The sequence below is a fragment of the Streptomyces sp. NPDC018026 genome, from assembly GCF_044327745.1.
Classification (GTDB): domain Bacteria; phylum Actinomycetota; class Actinomycetes; order Streptomycetales; family Streptomycetaceae; genus Streptomyces; species Streptomyces rubrogriseus.
The window spans coordinates 143,051-165,315 of record NZ_JBIRFY010000007.1 but is presented as its reverse complement, the minus strand read 5'-3'; the positions used below and the strand labels follow the sequence as shown (position 1 = coordinate 165,315).

Annotated in this window: 19 protein-coding genes; 15 read left to right on the top strand and 4 right to left on the bottom strand. The window is 71.5% G+C overall.

Annotated features, from left to right (window positions below):
• Positions 1-88 precede the first annotated feature (88 nt).
• Positions 89-1,744 (bottom strand): hypothetical protein, encoded by a 1,656-nt coding sequence (locus tag ACH4D3_RS22745; protein WP_398324703.1) that lies wholly within the window; start codon positions 1,742-1,744, stop codon positions 89-91.
• Positions 1,745-2,034: 290 nt separating this feature from the next.
• Positions 2,035-4,233 carry an elongation factor G-like protein EF-G2 gene (locus ACH4D3_RS22740; RefSeq protein ID WP_398324700.1) on the bottom strand — a complete coding sequence of 733 codons (2,199 nt, stop codon included), beginning with the start codon at positions 4,231-4,233 and terminating at the stop codon, positions 2,035-2,037.
• Between the two features lie 207 nt (positions 4,234-4,440).
• Between ACH4D3_RS22740 and pgsA the strand changes: the two genes are divergently transcribed.
• The 15 genes from pgsA to relA all read left to right on the top strand — a co-directional run bounded on the left by pgsA (position 4,441) and on the right by relA (position 19,891).
• On the top strand, positions 4,441-5,166 hold the full coding sequence (gene pgsA, locus ACH4D3_RS22735) for a phosphatidylinositol phosphate synthase (RefSeq protein WP_398325309.1): 726 nt from the start codon (positions 4,441-4,443) through the stop codon (positions 5,164-5,166).
• Complete coding sequence (locus tag ACH4D3_RS22730) at positions 5,163-6,098, top strand: phosphatidylinositol mannoside acyltransferase (RefSeq protein WP_398324697.1); 936 nt, start codon at positions 5,163-5,165, stop codon at positions 6,096-6,098. The genes pgsA and ACH4D3_RS22730 overlap by 4 nt, the downstream gene beginning before the upstream one ends.
• Positions 6,095-7,258, top strand: a complete 1,164-nt coding sequence (locus ACH4D3_RS22725) for a glycosyltransferase family 4 protein (RefSeq protein ID WP_398324694.1) — start codon at positions 6,095-6,097, stop codon at positions 7,256-7,258. Before ACH4D3_RS22730 ends, ACH4D3_RS22725 begins: the two co-directional genes overlap by 4 nt.
• 205 nt (positions 7,259-7,463) lie before the next feature.
• Positions 7,464-8,006 (top strand): hypothetical protein, encoded by a 543-nt coding sequence (locus tag ACH4D3_RS22720; protein WP_109033917.1) that lies wholly within the window; start codon positions 7,464-7,466, stop codon positions 8,004-8,006.
• Between the two features lie 119 nt (positions 8,007-8,125).
• The gene (gene pdxS / locus ACH4D3_RS22715) at positions 8,126-9,037 is read left to right on the top strand and encodes a pyridoxal 5'-phosphate synthase lyase subunit PdxS (protein ID WP_109033919.1); all 912 of its coding nucleotides are present in this window, start codon (positions 8,126-8,128) and stop codon (positions 9,035-9,037) included.
• Positions 9,038-9,048: 11 nt separating this feature from the next.
• The gene (gene pdxT / locus ACH4D3_RS22710; RefSeq protein WP_398324690.1) at positions 9,049-9,657 is read left to right on the top strand and encodes a pyridoxal 5'-phosphate synthase glutaminase subunit PdxT; all 609 of its coding nucleotides are present in this window, start codon (positions 9,049-9,051) and stop codon (positions 9,655-9,657) included.
• Between the two features lie 49 nt (positions 9,658-9,706).
• A complete protein-coding gene (locus ACH4D3_RS22705) occupies positions 9,707-10,459 on the top strand; it encodes a YebC/PmpR family DNA-binding transcriptional regulator (RefSeq protein WP_398324687.1) in 753 nt (250 codons plus the stop codon).
• Between the two features lie 111 nt (positions 10,460-10,570).
• Positions 10,571-11,137, top strand: a complete 567-nt coding sequence (ruvC, locus tag ACH4D3_RS22700; RefSeq protein ID WP_398325306.1) for a crossover junction endodeoxyribonuclease RuvC — start codon at positions 10,571-10,573, stop codon at positions 11,135-11,137.
• A complete protein-coding gene (gene ruvA / locus ACH4D3_RS22695) occupies positions 11,134-11,739 on the top strand; it encodes a Holliday junction branch migration protein RuvA (RefSeq protein ID WP_398324684.1) in 606 nt (201 codons plus the stop codon). Before ruvC ends, ruvA begins: the two co-directional genes overlap by 4 nt.
• 47 nt (positions 11,740-11,786) lie before the next feature.
• A complete protein-coding gene (gene ruvB, locus ACH4D3_RS22690; protein WP_398324681.1) occupies positions 11,787-12,860 on the top strand; it encodes a Holliday junction branch migration DNA helicase RuvB in 1,074 nt (357 codons plus the stop codon).
• Between the two features lie 175 nt (positions 12,861-13,035).
• A complete protein-coding gene (gene yajC / locus ACH4D3_RS22685; protein ID WP_398324678.1) occupies positions 13,036-13,545 on the top strand; it encodes a preprotein translocase subunit YajC in 510 nt (169 codons plus the stop codon).
• 135 nt (positions 13,546-13,680) lie between these two features.
• Positions 13,681-15,504: a protein translocase subunit SecD gene (gene secD / locus ACH4D3_RS22680; protein WP_398324675.1), complete on the top strand. Its 1,824-nt coding sequence runs from the start codon at positions 13,681-13,683 to the stop codon at positions 15,502-15,504.
• A gap of 3 nt (positions 15,505-15,507) precedes the next feature.
• The gene (gene secF / locus ACH4D3_RS22675; protein WP_398324672.1) at positions 15,508-16,629 is read left to right on the top strand and encodes a protein translocase subunit SecF; all 1,122 of its coding nucleotides are present in this window, start codon (positions 15,508-15,510) and stop codon (positions 16,627-16,629) included.
• Positions 16,626-17,174, top strand: coding sequence for an adenine phosphoribosyltransferase (locus ACH4D3_RS22670; RefSeq protein WP_398324669.1), 549 nt, complete (start codon positions 16,626-16,628; stop codon positions 17,172-17,174). Before secF ends, ACH4D3_RS22670 begins: the two co-directional genes overlap by 4 nt.
• A 173-nt stretch (positions 17,175-17,347) precedes the next feature.
• On the top strand, positions 17,348-19,891 hold the full coding sequence (relA, locus tag ACH4D3_RS22665; RefSeq protein ID WP_398324666.1) for a GTP pyrophosphokinase: 2,544 nt from the start codon (positions 17,348-17,350) through the stop codon (positions 19,889-19,891).
• 79 nt (positions 19,892-19,970) lie between these two features.
• Here the strand turns inward: relA and ACH4D3_RS22660 are convergent, their stop codons facing one another.
• Both ACH4D3_RS22660 and ACH4D3_RS22655 read right to left on the bottom strand, forming a co-directional pair.
• Entirely contained in the window at positions 19,971-21,200 is a 1,230-nt protein-coding gene (locus ACH4D3_RS22660) for a DUF349 domain-containing protein (RefSeq protein ID WP_398324663.1), read from the bottom strand.
• 135 nt (positions 21,201-21,335) lie between these two features.
• Positions 21,336-22,172 carry a peptidylprolyl isomerase gene (locus ACH4D3_RS22655; protein WP_398324660.1) on the bottom strand — a complete coding sequence of 279 codons (837 nt, stop codon included), beginning with the start codon at positions 22,170-22,172 and terminating at the stop codon, positions 21,336-21,338.
• Positions 22,173-22,265 lie beyond the last annotated feature (93 nt).

Here is a 22,265-nt window from a genome sequence, read left to right as displayed (position 1 = left end):
GGACGAGGCCGTCCAGGCCGAAGTGGGGGTCTGGGGGCGGCAGCCCCCAGGGACGCCCACTCCGCCCCCCCGCCCAACCGCCGGAGGCCTACGCGTCGTAGACGTCCGCCTTCTTCGGCACCGCCTCCTGCACCGCCCCGCTCAGACCGCCCGCGCGGGCGCCGAACTTCTCCGTGTCCACGCCGTTCTCCTTCAGCACCTTGATCGCCGCCGAGTGCACCGCCCGGAGCACCGGCGTGGCCGCCCGCAGCGCGTCGTCGGCCATGAAGCGGTGCCGCCACGGCCGGTCCGCCCAGGCGTGCCGCACGCCGAAGGGCTCGGGCAGCGTGAGCTTGCCGCCCAGCCAGTACAGCAGCGGGGGATACCAGGTCAGCGGGGCCCGGGCGGCCAGCCGTACCACCTCGTCGGTGTCGACCAGCGGGAGCTTGACCGTGCGGGTCTCCCAGAACTTGACCGACTTCTGGACCTGCTTCTCCTTGGCCGCGGGCTTGCTGGTGAACAGGGAGTGCACCGGTCCCAGGGCGTGTCCGGTGACCTCGATGCGCAGCGTCTCGTGCAGCACCGTCACCGTGATCAGCATGGAGATGACCAACTGGCCGTCCCACAGCGTCCACTGGACGCCCAGGTAGTGCCGGTCGCCCGCGCCGAACTGCTGCTTGTCGCAGATCTCCTGTATGGCGTGCTGCTTGATCTGGTACGCCTCGACGTCCGTGCCCTCGGGCCGGGACACCGAGTCGGCGTTCTCACCGATCGGGGTCACGATCCAGTGCCGCACGGTCGGCTTGGTGAAGCCGCCGGTGTGCAGCGGGCCGCGCTCCAGCATCCGCAGCCGGTCGTGGATGGCCTTGATGACGTCCCAGCTGCGGAACGGGTTGATCTCCCGGTCCGGGTCGACGGGGACCAGCTCCTCGGCGAGCTGCCAGTTGCCCCAGCGGGTGCCCATGCCGAGGATCCCCTTGGGACCGGCGTAGAAGACGGAGTTGGACTGCTGCTCGGCGCTGAGCCGGGCCAGTGACTGGCGCAGTTCCTCGGCCGCGGTCTCGCCGGGGCTGCTCGGCACCGCCTCGGGCACCTTGGCGCCCACGCCGGCGCCGGACAGGAGGCCGCTCCAGCGCTCCCGGAGGTCCCGTGCCGTGCGCTCGCAGATCCGCTTGGCCCAGAACCAGCCGATCACCGGGGCGACGACGCAGGCACGTGCGTACCAGGCCCAGAAGCCGCTGAAGGGCATCTTGAGCAGGAAGAGCACGGCGAGGACCGCCATCGCGAGCAGCAGGGCGGTGGCGAGCGCGCCGGCCCGCTTGTCCTCGCGCCGGGCGACGGTGGTGCGGATCTGGAAGACCAGGAGCCAGATCAGCAGCCCGGGCAGGAACAGCAGTCCGCACAGCACCATGACGGCGCTCAGCCAGTTGTCCCGGTCCCGGCGTATGCGGTGCGCCGCGAGGCTGTGCTCCACGACGACCTGCGGCTGGGCGCCGAAGGACTGGATGAGCGGGGCCCGCTTGGGACCGAGCATCCGGTCGATGATCGCCCGGGAGAACGCCTCGCCCAGGTTGGGCCGGAAGAGCTTGATCCGGGGCTTGCTCACGGCCGACTTGTGCCACTCGCTGTTGGCCTTGAGTATCTCCTCGGCCTCGCTGTCCCGGTAGGCGGCCGAGGCCAGCGCGAACGTGGCCGTCTGGCCGCCGTCGTCCGTGCGCGGCACCTGCGGTCCGAAGAAGTCCGCGTAACCGCCGTCAACGGTCATTCCCGCCCCCGATCGCCACCACTGTCGCTCCTGCGGCCTTCCCGACTTCCCTGCCCCGCACACCTGTTGATCTGGTCATCAGCGTATCCGCCGGGACGGCCGTGCGTCACGGGACGGCCAAAGGCGCCCCGCGCGCCCGGGTTGACCGCCGGGCGCGCCGTCGCACGCCGGGGCGGACCGGCTCCGGTGCGGGGAGCGGGACTCCGGTGCGGCCGGACCACGCACCGGAGTCCCATGCTCCGCCGGGACGCCGTCCCGCACCTCTTCCAGGACGATGTCCCGCGCCCCTGCTAGGACGCCACCCGCACCTCCTCGCGCAGCCGGTCCGCGACCTGCGCCGGCATCGGTTCGTGCCGTGCGTAGCGGCGGTCGAAGCGCGCGGTGCCGTGCGAGAGGGAGCGCAGGTCCACGGCGTAGCGGCCGATCTCGATCTCGGGCACCTCGGCCCTGATCAGGGTCCGGCCGCCGCTGGTCTGCTCGGTGCCCAGCACCTTGCCGCGCCGCCCGGACAGGTCGCTCATCACCGAGCCCACGTAGTCGTCGCCGACCAGCACGCTCACCTCGGCCACCGGCTCCAGCAGGTGGATCCTCGCCTCGGCCGCGGCCTCCCTGAGCGCCAGCGCGCCCGCGGTCTGGAACGCGGCGTCGGAGGAGTCCACCGAGTGCGCCTTGCCGTCGAGCAGCGTGACCCGCACGTCGATCAGCGGGTGGCCCGCGGCGACGCCCTTGGCCGCCTGGGTGCGCACGCCCTTCTCGACGGACGGGATGAACTGCCGGGGCACCGCGCCGCCGACCACCTTGTCCACGAACTCGATCCCCGAACCGCCCGGCAGCGGCTCCACCTCGATCTCGCAGATGGCGTACTGGCCGTGCCCGCCGGACTGCTTCACATGCCGCCCGCGCCCGGCCGCCCGGCCGCCGAAGGTCTCGCGCAGGGAGACCCGGTGGGGTACGACGTCGACCTGGACGCCGTAGCGGCTGCGCAGCCGTTCCAGGGCCACGTCGGCGTGTGCCTCGCCCAGGCACCACAGGACCACCTGGTGGGTGTCCTGGTTGTGCTCCAGGCGCATCGTCGGGTCCTCGGCGACCAGCCGGGCCAGTCCCTGGGAGAGCTTGTCCTCGTCGGGTTTGCTGTGCGCCTCGATGGCGAGCGGCAGCAGCGGGTCGGGCATCTCCCAGGGGGCCATGAGCAGCGGGTCGTCCTTGGCCGAGAGCGTGTCCCCGGTCTCCGCGCGGGTCAGCCTCGCCACGCAGGCGAGGTCGCCCGCGATCACGTGCGAGACCGGCCGCTGCTGCTTGCCGAACGGCGTCGACAGGGCGCCGATCCGCTCGTCGACGTCGTGGTCCTCGTGGCCCCGGTCGGTCATCCCGTGCCCGGACACGTGCACCGTCTGGTCGGCGCGCAGGGTGCCGGAGAAGACGCGGACCATCGAGATCCGGCCGACGTACGGGTCCGAGGACGTCTTGACGACCTCCGCGACCAGCGACTCCTCCGGATCGCACATCCGCAGTTCGCGTCCGGCGCCCTCGGGTGTGGTGACCCGCGGCGCGGTGCGCTCCAGGGGTGTCGGGAAGCCGCGCGTGACCAGTTCCAGCAGTTCGACCGTGCCCAGCCCCTGCCGGGCGCCGTCGGCGGCGGGGGCGGCGGCCAGGACGGGGAAGAACACCCCGCGCGCGACGGCCCGTTCCAGATCCTCGACGAGCGTCTTGACGTCGACCTGCTCGCCGCCCAGATAGCGCTCCATGAGGGTCTCGTCCTCGCTCTCCGAGATGATCCCCTCGATCAGCATCGAGCGGGCCTCGTCGAGCTGCGGCAGCTCCGCCTCGCCCGGCTCCGACGCCACGCGCTCGCCGGACGCGTAGTCGAACAGCTTGCGCGTAAGCAGCCCCACGAGCCCCGTCACAGGGGCGTGTCCGTCGGGGGCGGGCGGGCCGTGCAGCGGGAGGTACAGCGGCAGTACGGCGTCGGGGTCGTCGCCGCCGAAGGCCTCCGCGCAGATCCGCGTCATCTCCTCGAAGTCCGCGCGGGCGGCCTCCAGGTGCGTGATCACGATGGCGCGCGGCATGCCGACGGCGGCGCACTCCTCCCAGACCATGCGGGTCGAGCCGTCCACCCCGTCGGAGGCCGAGACGACGCAGAGGGCCGCGTCCGCCGCGCGCAGACCGGCCCTCAGCTCACCGACGAAGTCGGCGTACCCGGGAGTGTCCAGGAGGTTGATCTTGATGCCGTCCCATTCGACCGGCACCAGGGAGAGCTGTACGGAGCGCTGCTGGCGGTGCTCCATGTCGTCGTAGTCCGAGACGCAGCCGCCGTCCTCGACGCGGCCCGCCCGGTTCACCGCTCCCGCCGTCAGCGCGAGAGCTTCCACCAATGTCGTCTTGCCCGATCCGGAGTGGCCGACCAGCACCACGTTCCGTACGGACGCGGGGTGGTCGGCCGCCGTTGCCCTTCCGGCGGCTCCGGGATGGGTGTGTGCCTTGTCGCCCATGTCCTTGCCTCCCGTGCACGGTGAGGTCACTGTGGGCGCGGACACGCGGGACCGCGTGCACTGGCGGCTCCGGCGACGCCCGCGGTCCTTCGAGCTTTCCACTCCCGTCACGCCGCGTCCATACGAAGGACCCGATCCCGGCGGCCACCGGACGCCCGGCGGGGGCTCAGGGTGCCCGGCCACCGTCCACACGCGCGCGTGACTACGATGGGCCAGCCGGTGGCCAGCAAGGGCCGCGGCGCCACACCGACCGTCGGGAAGGCCATGCTGAACAAGTACGCGCGTGCATTTTTTACGCGTGTCCTCACACCGTTCGCCGCGTTTCTCATCCGCCGGGGCGTCAGCCCGGACACGGTCACGCTGATCGGCACCGCCGGTGTGGTCGCGGGTGCGCTGGTCTTCTACCCCATGGGTGAGTTCTTCTGGGGCACGGTGGTGATCACGCTCTTCGTCTTCTCCGACCTGGTCGACGGCAACATGGCCCGCCAGCTGGGCCGCTCCAGCCGCTGGGGCGCGTTCCTGGACTCCACCCTCGACCGGGTCGCCGACGGCGCGGTCTTCGGCGGCCTCGCCCTGTGGTACGCGGGCGGTGGTGACGACATCGTCCTGTGCGCCGTGTCGATCTTCTGCCTGGCCAGCGGCCAGGTGGTCTCGTACACCAAGGCGCGCGGCGAGGCGATCGGCCTGCCGGTCGCCGTCAACGGCCTGGTCGAGCGCGCCGAGCGCCTGGTCATCTCGCTGGTCGCCGCCGGATTCGCCGGGCTGCACAAGTTCGGCGTGCCCGGCATCCAGTACCTGCTGCCGATCGCCCTGTGGATCGTCGCCGTCGGCAGCCTCGTCACGCTGGTCCAGCGGGTCGTCACGGTCCGCCGGGAGGCCGCCGAGGCGGACGCCGCCGCGCAGGAGAGCCAGGACGCCGAGGCGGCCAAGTGAGCGCTCGGGACCGGCTGACCGACGGTCTGTACGGCGCCGGCTGGGGCACCGTGAAGAAGCTCCCCGAGCCCGCCGCCGTGCGCCTCGGCCGCACCATCGCCGATGTCGCCTGGAAGCGGCGCGGCGCGGGGGTGCGCCGCCTGGAGAGCAACTACGCGCGCGTGGTGCCCGGCGCGAGCCCCGAGCGGCTCGCCGCCCTCTCGCGCGCGGGCATGCGCTCGTACCTGCGTTACTGGATGGAGTCGTTCCGGCTCCCGGCGTGGAGCACCGAGCGGATCAAGGGCGGCTTCGCCCCCAAGGACCTGCACCACCTCACCGACGGCCTGGACGCCGGCCAGGGCGTGATACTCGCCCTGCCGCACCTGGCCAACTGGGACCTCGCGGGCGCCTGGGTCACCACGAAACTCGGCATCCCATTCACCACCGTCGCCGAGCGCCTCAAGCCCGAGACCCTCTACGACCGTTTCGTCGCCTACCGCGAGGGCCTCGGCATGGAGGTCCTGCCGCACAGCGGCGGCACCGCCTTCGGCACGCTGGCCCGGCGGCTGCGCGACGGCGGCCTGGTCTGCCTGGTCGCCGACCGCGACCTGTCCGCCTCCGGCGTGGAGGTCGGCTTCTTCGGCGAGACGGCCAGGATGCCGGCCGGTCCCGCCCTGCTCGCCCAGCAGACGGGCGCGCTGCTGCTGCCGGTGACGCTCTGGTACGACGACTCGCCGGTGATGCAGGGCCGGGTGCACCCGCCGGTCGAGGTGCCCGAGTCAGGTACCCGGGCCGAAAAGACGTCTGTCATGACACAGGCGCTGGCCGATGCCTTCGCCACGGGGATCGCCGACCACCCGGAGGACTGGCACATGCTGCAGCGCTTGTGGCTCAAGGACCTCGACCCCGCCAAGGCGCCGGGGGCGGCCGACGGGCCGGGCGGCGCGTCGTGAGGATCGGCATCGTCTGCCCGTACTCCTGGGACGTGCCGGGCGGCGTCCAGTTCCACATCCGGGACCTCGCCGAGTACTTCATCCGGCTCGGCCACGAGGTGTCCGTCCTCGCCCCGGCCGACGACGACACGCCGCTGCCGCCGTACGTCGTCTCCGCGGGTCGCGCGGTGCCGGTGCCGTACAACGGCTCGGTGGCCCGGCTCAACTTCGGCTTCCTGTCGGCGGCCCGGGTCCGGCGCTGGCTGCACGAGGGCGGCTTCGACGTCATCCACATCCACGAGCCGACCTCGCCCTCGCTGGGCCTGCTGACCTGCTGGGCGGCGCAGGGCCCGATCGTGGCCACCTTCCACACCTCCAACCCGCGCTCCCGCGCGATGATCGCCGCGTACGCGATCCTCCAGGCCGCCCTGGAGAAGATCAGCGCCCGGATCGCCGTGAGCGAGTACGCCCGCCGCACGCTCGTCGAGCACCTGGGCGGCGACGCGGTCGTCATCCCCAACGGCGTCGACGTCGACTTCTTCGCCGACGCCGAGCCCAAGCCGGAGTGGCAGGGCGACACGATCGGCTTCATAGGGCGCATCGACGAGCCCCGCAAGGGCCTGCCGGTGCTCATGCGGGCGCTGCCCGCGATCCTCGCCGCCCGGCCGCAGACCCGGCTGCTCGTCGCCGGGCGCGGGGACGAGGAGGAGGCCGTCGAGAGCCTGCCGAAGGAGCTGCGCTCCCGCGTGGAGTTCCTCGGCATGATCAGCGACGAGGACAAGGCCCGCTTCCTGCGCAGCGTCGACCTGTACGTCGCGCCCAACACCGGCGGCGAGAGCTTCGGCATCATCCTCGTCGAGGCCATGTCGGCGGGCGCCCCCGTGCTCGCCGCCGACCTGGACGCCTTCGCCCAGGTCCTCGACCAGGGGGCGGCCGGTGAGCTCTTCCCCAACGAGGACGCCGACGCGCTGGCAGAGGCGGCCCTGCGCCTGCTGGCCGACCCGGAGCGGCGGGCCGCGCTGCGGGAGCGGGGCAGCGCCCACGTACGGCGCTTCGACTGGTCCACGGTCGGCGCGGACATCCTGTCCGTCTACGAGACGGTCACCGCGGGAGCGGCGGCGGTGGCGACGGACGACCGGGCGACGGGCCTGCGGGCCCGCTTCGGCCTGGCCAGGGACTGACACCCACCAACGCACACGGCCACCGACACGCGCCTACGAGCCCGGCGGCGCCCGGCCCCGCCCCACACCGGTCGCTGGCCCGCACCGGCCACCGGCGCACGCGGGTCCCGGCCCGCACCGGTCACCGGCCCGCCGGCGGGTATTGGCCGGCCGGCGTGTACGGGGCCCACCGGACGCGCTCGGGCCACCGATAGGGTTGCGGCCCGTGACCGCAACCCTCATCTGGATCCTGGTCGTCCTCGTCGCCGTCGGCCTGTACCTCAGCTGGACGGCGGGCCGCCTGGACCGGCTGCACGCCCGGATCGACGCCGCCCGTGCCGCCCTGGACGCACAGCTGCTGCGCAGGGCGTCGGTGGCCCAGGAACTCGCCACCTCCGGCGTGCTCGACCCGGCCGCCTCCATGGTCCTCTACGAGGCCGCGCACGCCGCCCGGCAGGCCGAGGAGGAGCTGCGGGAGGTCGCCGAGAGCGAGCTGAGCCAGGCCCTGCGCGCCGTCTTCGCCGACGCGCAGCAGGTGGACGTACTGCGCGAGGCACCCGGGGGAGAGGCGGCGGCCCACGAACTGGCCGAGGCCGTACGGAGGGTGCCGATGGCCCGGCGCTTCCACAACGACGCGGTGGGCGCCGCCCGCAGGCTGCGCGAGCACCGCAAGGTCCGCTGGTTCCGCCTCGCCGGGCACGCGCCCTTCCCACTGGCCTTCGAGATGGACGACGAGTCGCCGGCCGCCCTGGTCGAGCGGGCGGCGTAGCACCGGGAGCGCCGGGAAGCGAAAACGATCCACCGCCTTCTCATTGGCCCTTGCAGTGGCCTGCTCGCCTCGCGTTTCCTCGTTGCTGCACAACCCCCCTTCTCCCCAGCGAGGTACCCGTGTCCAGCACGCTCTCCGAAAACCAGGCACCCGAGACCGGCACCGCCCGCGTGAAGCGCGGCATGGCCGAGCAGCTCAAGGGCGGCGTCATCATGGACGTCGTCACGCCGGAGCAGGCGAAGATCGCCGAGGACGCGGGCGCCGTGGCCGTCATGGCCCTGGAGCGCGTCCCCGCCGACATCCGCAAGGACGGCGGCGTGGCCCGGATGTCCGACCCGGACATGATCGAGGGCATCATCGGCGCCGTGTCCATCCCGGTGATGGCCAAGTCCCGCATCGGCCACTTCGTGGAGGCCCAGGTCCTGCAGTCCCTCGGCGTCGACTACATCGACGAGTCCGAGGTCCTCACCCCGGCCGACGAGGTCAACCACAGCGACAAGTTCGCCTTCACCACCCCCTTCGTCTGCGGCGCCACCAACCTGGGCGAGGCCCTGCGGCGGATCGCCGAGGGCGCCGCGATGATCCGCTCCAAGGGCGAGGCCGGCACCGGCAACGTCGTCGAGGCGGTCCGGCACCTGCGCCAGATCAAGAACGAGATCGCCCGGCTGCGCGGCTACGACAACAACGAGCTGTACGCCGCCGCCAAGGAGCTGCGTGCCCCGTACGAGCTGGTCAAGGAGGTCTCCGAGCTGGGCAAGCTCCCCGTGGTGCTCTTCTCGGCCGGTGGCGTCGCCACCCCCGCCGACGCCGCGCTCATGCGCCAGCTCGGCGCCGAGGGCGTCTTCGTCGGCTCCGGCATCTTCAAGTCCGGCGACCCGGCCAAGCGCGCCGCCGCCATCGTGAAGGCCACCACCTTCTACGACGACCCGAAGATCATCGCGGACGCGTCCCGCAACCTCGGCGAGGCCATGGTCGGCATCAACTGCGACACCCTCCCCGAGACCGAGCGCTACGCCAACCGCGGCTGGTAGGGCGTCCCGGCATGAGTGACACCCCCGTCATCGGTGTCCTGGCGCTCCAGGGCGACGTACGGGAGCACCTCGTCGCCCTGGCCGTGGCCGACGCCGTGGCCAGGCCGGTGCGCCGCCCCGAGGAACTCGCCGAGCTGGACGGCCTGGTCCTGCCCGGCGGCGAGTCCACCACCATCTCCAAGCTCGCGGTCCTCTTCGGCGTGATGGAACCCCTCCGCGCGCGCGTGCGGGACGGCATGCCCGTCTACGGCACCTGCGCCGGCATGATCATGCTGGCCGACAAGATCCTCGACCCGCGCTCCGGACAGGAGACGGTCGGCGGCATCGACATGATCGTGCGCCGCAACGCCTTCGGGCGGCAGAACGAGTCCTTCGAGGCGGCCGTCGACGTCGAGGGAGTCGAGGGCGAGCCCGTGGAGGGGGTCTTCATCCGCGCCCCCTGGGTCGAGTCCGTCGGTGCGGCCGCCGAGGTGCTCGCCGAGCACGACGGCCACATCGTCGCCGTCCGCCAGGGCAACGCGCTGGCCACGTCGTTCCACCCGGAACTGACCGGCGACCACCGTGTGCACCGGCTCTTCGCGGACATGGTGCGCGCGAACCGGGCGGCTCAGTCCTTGTAGGATTCCTGCGTTCGTTGCAGGAGATGGGTTACGCGAAGGAGACAGGCAGATGTCCGGCCACTCTAAATGGGCTACGACGAAGCACAAGAAGGCCGTGATCGACGCCAAACGCGGCAAGCTCTTCGCGAAGCTGATCAAGAACATCGAGGTCGCGGCGCGCATGGGCGGCGTCGACATCGAGGGCAACCCGACGCTGTACGACGCCATCCAGAAGGCGAAGAAGCAGTCGGTCCCCAACAAGAACATCGACTCCGCGGTCAAGCGCGGCGGCGGCCTGGAGGCCGGCGGCGCCGACTACGAGACGATCATGTACGAGGGCTACGGTCCGAACGGTGTCGCGGTGCTCATCGAGTGCCTCACCGACAACCGCAACCGCGCCGCCTCCGACGTCCGCGTCGCCATGACCCGCAACGGCGGTTCCATGGCCGACCCGGGCTCGGTGTCGTACCTGTTCAACCGCAAGGGCGTCGTGATCGTGCCCAAGGGCGAGCTGGCCGAGGACGACGTCCTCGGCGCCGTCCTGGACGCGGGGGCCGAGGAGGTCAACGACCTCGGCGAGTCCTTCGAGGTGCTCAGCGAGGCCACCGACCTGGTCGCGGTCCGCACCGCCCTCCAGGAGGCCGGCATCGACTACGAGTCCGCCGACGCCAACTTCGTCCCGACCATGCAGATCGAGCTCGACGAGGACGGCGCCCGGAAGATCTTCCGGCTCATCGACGCCCTGGAGGACAGCGACGACGTGCAGAACGTCTTCGCCAACTTCGACGTGAGCGACGAGGTCATGGAGAAGGTGGACGCATAGGCCGCGCCCTGTGCTCAGCGGGCCGACGGGGACACCACCCGTCGGCCCGTCGCGTTGTCGGTGGCACCCGATAGCCTGCACAAACAGGTGATCGACGAGAGGGGCCCGCTGATGCGTGTGCTGGGGGTGGACCCGGGGCTGACCCGTTGCGGGATCGGCGTCGTGGAGGGCGTCGCGGGCCGGCCGCTCACCATGGTCGGTGTCGGCGTCGTCCGCACGCCCGCGGACGCCGACCTCGGCCACCGCCTCGTCGCCGTCGAGCAGGGCATCGAGCAGTGGCTGGACGAGCACCGGCCGGAGTCCGTCGCCGTGGAGCGCGTCTTCAGCCAGCACAACGTCCGCACCGTCATGGGCACCGCCCAGGCCAGCGCCGTGGCGATCCTGTGCGCGTCCCGCCGCGGCATCCCCGTCGCCCTGCACACCCCGAGCGAGGTGAAGGCCGCCGTCACCGGCACCGGCCGTGCCGACAAGGCGCAGGTCGGCGCCATGGTCACCCGCCTGCTCCGGCTCGCCGCCCCGCCCCGGCCCGCGGACGCCGCGGACGCCCTCGCCCTCGCCATCTGCCACATCTGGCGCGCCCCCGCGCAGAACCGCCTCCAGCAGGCCGTGGCCCTGCACACCGCACAGGCCCCGCGCCGCCCCCAGAAGCCCCACCCGTCGAAAGGCCGCCCCGCATGATCGCCTTCGTCAGCGGCACCGTCGCCGCCCTCGCACCCGACGCCGCGGTGGTCGAGGTCGGCGGCGTCGGCATGGCCGTCCAGTGCACGCCGAACACGCTCTCCACCCTGCGGCTCGGCAAGCCGGCCAGGCTCGCCACCTCCCTCGTCGTGCGGGAGGACTCGCTCACCCTCTACGGCTTCGCCGACGACGACGAGCGCCAGGTCTTCGAGCTGCTCCAGACCGCCAGCGGCGTCGGCCCCCGCCTCGCCCAGGCGATGCTCGCCGTGCACCAGCCCGACGCCCTGCGCAGAGCGGTCTCCACCGGGGACGAGAAAGCGCTCACCGCCGTCCCCGGCATCGGCAAGAAGGGAGCGCAGAAGCTGCTCCTGGAACTGAAGGACCGGCTCGGCGAGCCCATCGGCGCCCCCGCCGTCGGCGCCCCGGTCAGCACCGGCTGGCGCGACCAGCTGCACGCCGCCCTGATCGGCCTCGGGTACGCGACCCGCGAGGCCGACGAGGCCGTCTCCGCCGTGGCGCCGCAGGCCGAGGCCGCCGGGGGCGCGCCGCAGGTGGGCCAGTTGCTCAAGGCCGCCCTGCGGACGCTGAACCGCGCCCGCTGACCACGCCCGCCACCACCGACCCGGTGCGCCACGGCAAGGAGAATCAAGTGAACTGGGACGACACGACCGACGCGGAGGCCGCCGCCGAGCGGCTGGTCGGCGCTGCCGCCGACGGCGAGGACCAGGCCGTGGAGGCGGCCCTGCGGCCGAAGGACCTGGGCGAGTTCATCGGTCAGGAGAAGGTCCGCGAGCAGCTCGACCTGGTGCTGCGGGCCGCCCGCGCGCGGGGGGCGACCGCCGACCACGTGCTCCTCTCCGGCGCCCCGGGCCTGGGCAAGACCACCCTCTCGATGATCATCGCGGCCGAGATGGAAGCCCCCATCCGCATCACCTCGGGCCCCGCCATCCAGCACGCCGGCGACCTCGCGGCGATCCTCTCCTCCCTCCAGGAGGGCGAGGTCCTCTTCCTCGACGAGATCCACCGCATGTCGCGGCCCGCCGAGGAGATGCTGTACATGGCGATGGAGGACTTCCGCGTCGACGTCATCGTCGGCAAGGGCCCCGGCGCCACCGCCATCCCCCTGGAGCTGCCCCCGTTCACCCTGGTCGGCGCCACCACCCGCGCGGGCCTGCTGCCGCCCCCGCTGCGCGACCGCTTCGGCTTCACCGCCCACATGGAGTTCTACGGACCGGCCGAGCTGGAACGCGTGGTCCACCGTTCCGCGGGCCTGCTCGACGTCGAGATCGACGCCACCGGCGCCGCCGAGATCGCCGGCCGCTCCCGCGGCACCCCCCGCATCGCCAACCGCCTGCTGCGCCGGGTCCGCGACTACGCCCAGGTCAAGGCCGACGGCCTGATCACCCAGGAGATCGCCTCGGCCGCCCTCGCCGTGTACGAGGTCGACGCCCGGGGCCTGGACCGCCTCGACCGCGGGGTGCTGGAGGCGCTCCTCAAGCTGTTCGGCGGCGGACCGGTCGGCCTGTCCACGCTCGCCGTCGCCGTGGGGGAGGAGCGTGAGACAGTGGAAGAGGTCGCCGAACCCTTCCTCGTACGGGAGGGTCTGCTCGCCCGCACCCCACGCGGGCGGGTGGCCACTCCGGCCGCCTGGGCGCACCTCGGCCTCACCCCGCCGCGTTCGCAGGGTTCAGGAAACGGACAACCGGACTTGTTCGGGGCGTGACGACCCGTTCACGCGGGGCACATTCGCCGGAGCAGGAACCCCGGTGACATGCTGGGCGTTGTTCCATGCGCGCGGACTCGCCTAGACTCCGCCGATGCCGCCCTTGTCGGCGGTGTACACACCCCCAACCATCAGGCCGCTCCCCATCGCGGTCGTGTGAAGGAAGTACCGACCCGTGAGTCTCGTGACCCTCCTCCCGTTCATCGTGCTCATCGGGGCCATGTTCCTGATGACCCGGTCGGCGAAGAAGAAGCAGCAGCAGGCCGCCAACATGCGGAGCGAGATGCAGCCCGGAACCGGTGTCCGCACCATCGGGGGCATGTACGCCACGGTCAAGGAGGTCAACGACGACACGGTCCTCCTCGACGCCGGCCCGGGTGTTGAGCTCCTCTTCGCCAAGAACGCGATCGGCGCCGTCCTCTCGGACGACGAGTACAACCGCATCGTCCACGGCATCGAGCACGACCTGAAGTCCGACGCGGACGTCGTCCCCGACGACGCCTCCTCCCTCACCGAGACCGACGCCCCCGACGACGACGCCTCCGACGACAAGTCCGTCGACCTCGGCAAGAAGCCCGAGCCCGCCGACGAGACGGCCGACGAGCCGACGGTCGACGCCGCGCCCGCCGAGGCGAAGACGGACGAGCAGGCGAAGAAGTCCGACGGCGGTTCCGAGGCGAAGTAAGCCGTGCCCCGGGGTGCGCGGGACGGGTTCCCGCGCACCCCGCGTGACGCGCGGCTCGCACGGATCCGGACACCATGTGATGGCCGCCGGTGACGCCTTCTGGGCGCGAAGCGGCCCGAGAGGGAGTACACAAAGGTGGTAGCACCTAAAAAGGGAAAGAATGCGAGCGCTCAGAGTAAGCCCGGGCGCTCGCTGGCCCTGATTCTGATCGCCATCGTGGCGCTCACCGGTGGCATGTTCGCCTCCGGGCACACGACTCCGCGTCTCGGCATCGACCTGGCTGGTGGCACGAGCATCACGCTCCGGGCCGTGCCGGAGGCGGGCCAGGAGTCCGCGATCAACAAGACCAACATGGACACCGCGGTCGAGATCATGAACCGCCGTGTCAATGGTCTGGGTGTTTCCGAGGCCGAGGTCCAGACCCAGGGCGACCGGAACATCATCGTCAACATCCCCAAGGGGACGAACTCGAAGGAAGCCCGGCAGCAGGTCGGTACCACCGCCAAGCTGTACTTCCGTCCGGTCCTCGCCACCGAACTCTCCGGCGCCAACGCGACCGGCACCCCCTCGGCGAGCGAGACCGGCGGCGCCTCGGACAAGGCGACCGACAAGGCCACCGACAAGGCGACCGACAAGGCCACGGACGAGGCGACCGACGGCGACAAGGCCACCGACGGCGACAAGGCGAGCGGCACGCCGTCCGACTCCGCCTCGGCGAGCGCCACCACCCAGGGCCGCGCCGCCAGCGACGCCCTGAAGGCCGACCCCAGCCCGTCCGCGACGAGCTCCGACGGCGCCTCCCCGTCCCCGAGCGCCAGCGCCTCCGGTGACGACGCCGCCGCCAAGCTGCAGCAGCAGTACGCGGCCCTGGACTGCACCGACAAGAACGCCCGCGCCAAGGCCGGCGACGGCGCCAAGCCGAGCGAGCAGACCGTGGCCTGCGGCCAGAACTCGCAGGGCCAGTGGCAGAAGTACATCCTCGGCGCCGCCGCCGTCGACGGCACCGAGGTCGACGAGGCCGAGGCCGTCTACAACACGCAGACCGCCGCCGGCTGGACCGTGACGATGAAGTTCACGGACAAGGGCAGCAAGAAGTTCGCGGACATCACCGGCAAGCTGGCCCAGAACCAGTCCCCGCAGAACCAGTTCGCCATCGTCCTGGACAACGAGGTCGTCTCCGACCCGTACGTCAGCCAGGCGCTCACCGGCGGCAACGCGGAGATCTCCGGCAGCTTCGACCAGGAAGAGGCCCAGAGCCTCGCCAACATGCTGTCCTACGGCGCGCTGCCGCTGACCTTCAAGGAGGACAGCGTCACCACCGTCACCGCCGCGCTCGGCGGTGAGCAGCTCAAGGCCGGTCTGATCGCGGGCGCGATCGGCCTCGCCCTGGTCGTCCTCTACCTGCTGTTCTACTACCGCGGGCTGTCGTTCATCGCCGTCTGCTCGCTGCTGGTCTCGGCCGGCCTCACCTACGTGATCATGTCGCTGCTCGGCCCGACCATCGGCTTCGCGCTGAACCTGCCGGCCGTGTGCGGTGCCATCGTCGCCATCGGCATCACGGCGGACTCGTTCATCGTGTACTTCGAACGCGTCCGCGACGAGATCCGGGAGGGCCGCACGCTGCGCCCCGCCGTCGAGCGGGCCTGGCCGCGCGCCCGGCGCACCATCCTCGTCTCCGACTTCGTGTCCTTCCTCGCCGCCGCGGTGCTCTTCGTCGTCACCGTCGGCAAGGTGCAGGGCTTCGCGTTCACGCTGGGTCTGACGACCCTGCTCGACGTGGTGGTGGTGTTCCTCTTCACCAAGCCGCTGCTGACGCTGATGGCGCGGCGCAAGTTCTTCGCGAGCGGTCACAAGTGGTCCGGCCTCGACCCCAAGGCCCTGGGTGCCAAGCCTCCGCTGCGCCGCACCCGCCGTCCGTCCCGTCCTGCCGCCGGCCCTGTCGACCCGAAGGAGGCGTGAGAGATGTCGAAGCTCGGCACACTCGGCGCCCGACTGCACCACGGCGAGGTCGGCTACGACTTCGTCAAGAACCGCAAGATCTGGTACGGCATCTCGATCCTCATCACCATCACGGCCATCGTCGGCCTGGCGGTGCGCGGCCTGCACATGGGCATCGAGTTCCAGGGCGGCGCGGTCTTCACCACCCCGAAGAACATGAGCGCCTCGGTCTCCCAGACCGAGACCTGGGCGGAGGAGGCCTCCGGCCACGACGCGATCGTCCAGAAGCTCGGCGACGGCAGCCTCCGCATCCAGATCTCGGGCACCGACACCCAGCAGTCGGACCAGATCAAGGAGGACCTCTCCAAGAACCTGGACGTCTCCGCGGAGAAGATCAACGCCGACCTGGTCGGCCCCAGCTGGGGTGACCAGATCGCGAACAAGGCCTGGCAGGGCCTCGGGATCTTCATGGTCCTCGTGGTGATCTACCTGGCGATCGCGTTCGAGTGGCGGATGGCACTGGCCGCCTTCGTCGCACTGATCCACGACATCACCATCACCGTGGGCATCTACGCCCTGGTCGGCTTCGAGGTCACGCCCGGCACGGTGATCGGTCTGCTGACGATCCTCGGTTACTCGCTCTACGACACGGTCGTCGTCTTCGACAGCCTCAAGGAGCAGACCCGGGACATCACCAAACAGACTCGCTGGACCTACGCGGAGATCGCCAACCGCTCGATCAACAGCACCCTGGTCCGCTCCATCAACACCACGGTGGTCGCGCTGCTGCCGGTGGCGGGCCTGCTGTTCATCGGCGGCGGTGTCCTCGGCGCCGGCATGCTCAACGACATCTCGCTGTCGCTGTTCGTCGGTCTCGCCGCGGGCGCCTACTCGTCGATCTTCATCGCCACGCCGCTCGTCGCCGACCTCAAGGAGGCCGAGCCGCAGATGAAGGCCCTCAAGAAGCGGGTCCTCGCCAAGCGCGCCCAGGCGGCCGCCAAGGGCGAGAGCGCGGAGTCCGCGGCCGACGAGGGGGCGTACGACGCCGACGAGCCGGACGACGCGGCACCCGCGGTGGTCGGACCCCGCAACCAGCCCGCGTCCCGCGGCAGGGGCCGCGGCCGACCCTCGGGGAAGCGCCGATGACCGAGACGACCGGCATCACGGAGCTGCTGCTCAGCCGCATCCGCGACGTGGCCGACTACCCGGAGCCGGGCGTGGTGTTCAAGGACATCACGCCGCTCCTGGCGGACCCGGCGGCGTTCACCGTCCTGACCGACGCGCTCGCCGAGGTCGCTGGGCGCACCGGTGCCACCAAGGTCGTCGGCCTGGAGGCCCGCGGCTTCATCCTCGGCGCCCCGGTGGCTCTGAGGGCGGGCCTCGGCTTCATCCCCGTGCGCAAGGCGGGCAAGCTCCCCGGAGCCACGCTCGGCCAGGCGTACGACCTGGAGTACGGCTCCGCCGAGATCGAGGTGCACGCCGAGGACCTCACCGCGGGCGACCGCGTGCTGGTCGTCGACGACGTCCTCGCCACCGGCGGCACCGCCGAGGCCTCGCTGGAGCTGATCCGCCGGGCCGGTGCGGAGGTCGCGGGCCTCGCGGTCCTGATGGAACTGGGCTTCCTCGGCGGCCGGGCCCGGCTGGAGCCGGCCCTGGCCGGGGCACCGCTGAAGGCACTGCTCACGGTCTGAACCGTGCGAACCGCACCCCTGGGGCGGGCCCGGAGGAATCCGGCGCCCGCCCCAGGCGTTGCACGGGTTGACAGCCCTCACATTGGCCAGAAGGCGATCCTGGAGGGCAGGATCGCTACCATGGGGTATCCGGAGCCTGACCGGGGGACCCGGATCGCGCACGAGGAGTCCTCTTGCCAGACGAGGCCCAGCCACTGACCGCCGCAAAGCCCGAGTCCGCCTCGGCGTCCGCGGCGAAGCCCGCGCCGAGCGCGCCCCAGGCGAAGAACGACACGCGCGGGCCGATCCGGCATGCCCCGTCCGCGCCGGTCGACAAGCCCGCCGAGCAGCAGCCGCGCCCCAAGCCGCTGCCGGCCGAGCGCCCGCAGAACGCGCCCGTGGTCCGCGCCCCCGCCGGGCAGCCCGCCCGCTCCGGCTCCTCCAACCGCGTCCGCGCCCGCCTCGCCCGCCTCGGCGTCCAGCGCGCCAACCCGTACAACCCGGTCCTGGAGCCGCTGCTGCGCATAGTGCGCGGCAACGACCCCAAGATCGAGACGGCGACCCTGCGCCAGATCGAGCGCGCCTACCAGGTCGCCGAACGCTGGCACCGCGGCCAGAAGCGCAAGAGCGGCGACCCGTACATCACGCACCCGCTCGCCGTCACCACCATCCTCGCCGAGCTGGGCATGGATCCGGCCACGCTGATGGCGGGGCTGCTGCACGACACCGTCGAGGACACCGAGTACGGCCTGGAGGACCTGCGCCGCGACTTCGGCGACGTGGTCACCCTGCTCGTCGACGGCGTCACCAAGCTGGACAAGGTCAAGTTCGGCGAGGCCGCGCAGGCCGAGACCGTGCGCAAGATGGTCGTCGCCATGGCCAAGGACCCCCGGGTCCTGGTCATCAAGCTCGCCGACCGCCTGCACAACATGCGCACGATGCGCTACCTCAAGCGCGAGAAGCAGGAGAAGAAGGCGCGCGAGACCCTGGAGATCTACGCGCCGCTCGCCCACCGGCTGGGCATGAACACCATCAAGTGGGAGCTGGAGGACCTCGCCTTCGCGATCCTCTACCCCAAGATGTACGACGAGATCGTCCGGCTGGTCGCCGAGCGCGCCCCCAAGCGCGACGAGTACCTCGCCGTGGTCACCGACGAGGTCCAGCAGGACCTGCGCGCGGCCCGCATCAAGGCGACCGTCACCGGCCGCCCCAAGCACTACTACAGCGTCTACCAGAAGATGATCGTCCGCGGCCGGGACTTCGCGGAGATCTACGACCTGGTGGGCATCCGCGTCCTGGTGGACACCGTCCGCGACTGCTACGCGGCGCTCGGCACGGTCCACGCCCGCTGGAACCCGGTTCCGGGGCGGTTCAAGGACTACATCGCGATGCCCAAGTTCAACATGTACCAGTCGCTGCACACGACGGTCATCGGGCCCGGCGGCAAGCCGGTCGAGCTGCAGATCCGCACCTTCGACATGCACCGCCGCGCGGAGTACGGCATCGCCGCGCACTGGAAGTACAAGCAGGAGGCCGTCGCAGGCGCCTCCAAGGTGCGCACCGACGCCCCCAGGTCGTCCGGCAAGAGCAAGGACGACCACCTCAACGACATGGCGTGGCTGCGCCAGCTACTCGACTGGCAGAAGGAGACCGAGGACCCCGGCGAGTTCCTGGAGTCCCTGCGCTTCGACCTCTCCCGCAACGAGGTCTTCGTCTTCACCCCGAAGGGCGACGTCATAGCGCTCCCGGCCGGGGCCACCCCCGTGGACTTCGCCTACGCCGTCCACACCGAGGTCGGCCACCGCACCATAGGGGCACGGGTCAACGGACGGCTGGTGCCGCTGGAGTCCACCCTGGACAACGGCGACCTGGTAGAGGTCTTCACCTCCAAGGCGGCCGGCGCCGGCCCCTCCCGCGACTGGCTGGGCTTCGTGAAGTCGCCGCGCGCCCGCAACAAGATCCGCGCCTGGTTCTCCAAGGAGCGCCGCGACGAGGCGATCGAGCAGGGCAAGGACGCCATCGTCCGCGCGATGCGCAAGCAGAACCTGCCGATCCAGCGCATCCTCACCGGTGACTCCCTGGTCACGCTCGCGCACGAGATGCGCTACTCGGACATCTCCGCGCTGTACGCCGCGATCGGCGAGGGCCACGTCTCCGCGCCGAACATCGTGCAGAAGCTGGTCCAGGCGCTCGGCGGCGAGGAGGCCGCCACCGAGGAGATCGACGAGTCGGTCCCGCCGTCCCGCGGCCGCGGCCGCAAGCGCCGGGCGAACGCCGACCCGGGCGTGGTCGTCAAGGGCGTCGAGGACGTGTGGGTCAAGCTGGCCCGCTGCTGCACGCCGGTGCCCGGCGACCCGATCATCGGCTTCGTCACCCGCGGCAGCGGCGTCTCCGTCCACCGCAGCGACTGCGTGAACGTGGACTCGCTCTCCCGCGAGCCGGAGCGCATCCTCGAGGTCGAGTGGGCGCCGACCCAGTCCTCGGTCTTCCTGGTCGCCATCCAGGTCGAGGCGCTGGACCGCTCCCGGCTGCTGTCGGACGTCACCCGCGTGCTGTCCGACCAGCACGTCAACATCCTCTCGGCGGCCGTCCAGACCTCCCGCGACCGGGTGGCCACCTCCCGCTTCACCTTCGAGATGGGCGACCCGAAGCACCTGGGGCACGTCCTGAAGGCCGTACGCGGCGTCGAGGGCGTCTACGACGTGTACCGGGTGACTTCGGCGCGCAGGCCGTCCTAGCGGGCCGCACAGGCGCACACACGAGAGGGGCTCCCGTACGCACCGTACGGGAGCCCCTCTCGTGTCCGGTCGGCGACGGTCAGCCGCCGAACTCGTGCAGCCCCTTGAGCGCCTGGTCGAGGAGCGCCTGGCGGCCCTCCAGCTCACGCGCGAGCTTGTCGGCCTTGGCGTCGTTGCCCTGGGCGCGCGCCTGCTCGACCTGGGAGCGCAGCTTGTCCACGGCGGCCTGGAGCTGACCGGTCAGGCCCTCGGCACGCGCGCGTGCCTCCGGGTTGGTCCGGCGCCACTCGGCCTCCTCGGCCTCCTGGAGGGCACGCTCGACCGCGTGCATCCGCCCCTCGACCTTCGGCCGGGCGTCGCGCGGCACGTGGCCGATGGCCTCCCAGCGCTCGTTGACCGAACGGAACGCGGCGCGGGCCGACTTCAGGTCGGTGACCGGGACGAGCTTCTCGGCCTCCGTGACCAGCTCCTCCTTGAGCTTCAGGTTCTCCGACTGCTCGGCGTCCCGCTCGGCGAAGACCGAGCTGCGGGCGGCGAAGAACACGTCCTGGGCGCCGCGGAAGCGGTTCCACAGGTCGTCCTCGTGCTCGCGCTGGGCCCGGCCCGCGGCCTTCCACTCGGACATCAGGTCGCGGTAGCGCGCGGCCGTCGGTCCCCAGTCGGTCGAGTTCGACAGCGCCTCGGCCTCGGAGACCAGCCGCTCCTTGATCCGCCGGGCCTCCTCGCGCTGTGCGTCGAGCTGCGCGAAGTGCTGCTTGCGGCGCTTGGAGAACGCCGAGCGGGCGTGCGAGAAGCGGTGCCACAGCTCGTCGTCGGACTTGCGGTCCAGACGCGGCAGGCCCTTCCAGGTGTCGACCAGGGACCGCAGCCGCTCACCGGCCGCCCGCCACTGGTCCGAGCGCGCCAGCTCCTCGGCCTCGGCGACCAGGGCCTCCTTGGCGCCGCGCGCCTCGTCGGACTGCTTGGCCCGCTGGGCCTTGCGCTCCTCGCGCCGGGTCTCCACGAGCGCGACGAGCTGGTCCAGCCGGGCCCGCAGGGCGTCCAGGTCGCCGACCGCGTGGTGCGCGTCCACCTGCTCGCGCAGGTGGTCGACGGCGGTCTGGGCGTCCTTGGCCGACAGGTCGGTGGTCTTCACCCGCTTCTCGAGGAGGCCGATCTCGACAACCAGGCCTTCGTACTTGCGTTCGAAGTAGGCCAGTGCCTCCTCGGGGGAGCCTGCCTGCCAGGAACCGACGACCTGCTCGCCGTCGGCCGTACGCACGTACACGGTCCCCGTCTCATCGACGCGGCCCCACGGGTCGCTGCTCACAGCGCCTCCTCCACATGATGCCTGCGGAGGGCTTCGCTACCCCCGGGCATCGTCCACAGTTTCGTCTCGGCCAACATAGGCGACCGGCGGGTGGCCTGTCCGCACCCGCGCGAGTCGAACTTTCGCTGATGAGGGTCAGGATTTCGTGACGGTCGCCTTGTCGATCACGACCGTCGCGTTGGGCGCGGTGTTCCCGGTCGCGGGGTCCGCGGGCTGGGCTCCCGCGGAGGCGATCTTCTTCAGTACGGTCATGCCCTCGTCCGACACGGTGCCGAACGGGGTGTAGCTCGGGGGCAGCTGGCTGTCCTGGTACACGAGGAAGAACTGGCTGCCGCCGGAGTCGGGCTGCCCGGTGTTCGCCATCGCGACCGTGCCCGCCGGGTAGATGTTGTCCTTGAGGCTCTTGTCCTTCAGGTTCTCGTCCGGGATGTTGTAGCCGGGACCGCCGTTGCCCTGGGCCGTGGGGTCGCCGCACTGCAGGACGTAGATGCCCTCGGTGGTGAGCCGGTGGCACTTGGTGTGGTCGAAGTAGCCCTTGCCGGCCAGGAAGTCGAACGAGTTGACGGTGTGCGGTGCCGCCTTCGCCTTCAGCGCGATGTCTATGTCGCCGCACGTGGTGGCCAGCTTCATCGTGTACTTCGCCGACTCGTCGACGGTCAGCGCGGGTTCCTTCTTCCAGGTCTGCGTCTCGACCTTGCCCTCGGCCGGCTTGTCGCACGGGTCCGGCGCCTTGCTCGGAGCCGACGCGCTCGGCGTGACCTCCGCGCCCGCGTTCGTCTTGCCGTCGTCGTCGTCCCCCAGGACCACGCCGGTCGTGTACAGCGCGACACTGCCGATCAGAATGACGCCGAGCACCGACGCGATCGCGGCGTTGCGCGTGCGTGCCTTGCGTCGCGCGGAGGTGCGTCGCTGCTGCTGCCGCAAGAACTTCTCCCGGGCGAGCTGACGCCGCCGCTGCTCCTGGGTGACCACCGGGTTCTCTCCTCATGCGTCTTCGTGTGCCGACCGGTACGCGTGGGTGCGATGAGCCGACCGTGGGCGTGTAGCCCCGTACCGTATATGGGT